Consider the following 1,695-nt stretch of genomic DNA (forward strand, 5'->3'; position numbering starts at 1 on the left):
AGAAGTTTCTGCTCTACCGTGAAGGTGCCGAGCCTCCGCATTTGCAGAATTGGCTGTTGGATGTGCAGCTCGCCAGTGGCAATTGCTTCCGTACCGATCAGGTTGCCTTGTGGCTGGCTGAGCTGGAGTTGGGACCGGACTGCTATCCGCTGCTGGAAGCCCATGTTGCGTTTTTCGAATCCGCCAAGCGCCGCGAGGCACTGAGCAAGTTACTTGAGCCGGGTGATTCGCAGAACTTGCTGCAACGCAAGATGCTCGCCGTGTGTTCCGGCAACGAGCCGCGTCTGGATGTGATTCTGGAAAACCTGCTGAGTGATCTGGCCGCTGGTAAAGATGTGCGGATCAAGTTAATCGAAAGCAGCGGCTTGAATGCTTATCTGTGGGAGCAGGTGAAGCGCGCCTATGGCTATAGCTCCGAGCAACCAGGGTTGCACGATTTCGTTATCGAGCTGTTTAAGGCTTGTTTCATGCTTGGGATCGACCCGGCTTACAAGGCGCGACTGTCCGCTGAGGCGCTGGTGTTCCTCAAACGATGGAAGGACAGTCGTTCGCATGAGCAGAGTTTCGAGGCACTGTCTGAGCAGTGCGCGGCGGTGCTGCAGATCGACGACAAGCTGCAAACTCTGGACTGGCGTAGCCTGCTGGAGCTGGATTATTTCGAGCTGATCGACCGCAAGATCCTCAGTGAGCTGGTACGTGCCGTGGTGGCCCGTACAGTGACCGCTCAGGAGGTGGAGCAGTGGGTACGCCAGCGCCGTCAGAGTCACTGGTTTGAGCGCTTCAAGGATGTGTACCTGGCGCTGGAGCATGCGGCGCAGTTCATCCAGGTGCTGGACATAACGCAGCTGCAAATGGAATCGCTGACTGATGGCGTGCAAAAGTACGCCAGCCAGTGGTTCAGGCTGGATCAGCGTTACCGCAAGTTCGTCTATCATCTGCGTGAATCTGGCCAGGCTTCGCTGCTGGGTGAGTTGGCTATGCAGGTCGAGAATCTCTACGGCAACAACTACCTGAGCCGTCTTAATGACCGCTGGCAGCAGCACGTGGATGCGGCGCAGCAGTGGGAGGCCGCGCCCGTAGTGCTGCAGCGCAATTTTTTCAGCCGCTATGTGCAGCCGTTTGTTGAGCGCAAAACTAAGGTGTGCGTGCTGATTTCCGATGCGTTCCGCTATGAGGTAGGCGAGGAGCTGCAAAGCCTGATTCGTCAGGAAGATCGTTTTGAGGCTGATCTGGAACCGATGCTGTCGATGCTACCGAGTTATACCCAGCTGGGCATGGCGGCGCTGCTACCCAACAGCAGCCTGCAACTGGCCGACAACGACAGTGGCGATGCCATAGTGGATGGTCAGAGCGCTCAAGGCTCGGTCAACCGGGGCAAGATTCTGGCGACCAGGGTGCCAGCATCCCAGGTGGTACGAGCCAAGGATCTACTGGCGATGAACCAGGCCGACTCTCGTGCCTTGCTGCGCGACAATGAGGTGGTTTACGTTTATCACAACCTGATCGACAAGACCGGCGACACCCGTGATACCGAAGAGCGAGTGTTTGCGGCGGCCGAGGAAACGCTCAGTGAGCTGATCCGTCTGGTGAAGAAACTGACCAACGCCAATGCCAGTAACCTGCTGATCACTGCTGATCATGGCTTCATCTATCAGAATCATCCGCTGCAGGAGAGCGATTTCCTCAGCGGTGAGC

1 protein-coding gene is annotated in these 1,695 nt (G+C 57.0%); it reads left to right on the top strand.

Translation table 11 applies throughout. From position 1 onward, the window contains the following. The coding region (gene pglZ / locus BKD70_RS23650) for a BREX-1 system phosphatase PglZ type A (protein WP_070415511.1) at positions 1–1,695 on the top strand (1,695 nt) is incomplete at both ends.

The sequence above is a fragment of the Pseudomonas sp. BS-2016 genome, assembly GCF_001806145.1.
Lineage (GTDB): Bacteria > Pseudomonadota > Gammaproteobacteria > Pseudomonadales > Pseudomonadaceae > Aquipseudomonas > Aquipseudomonas lundensis.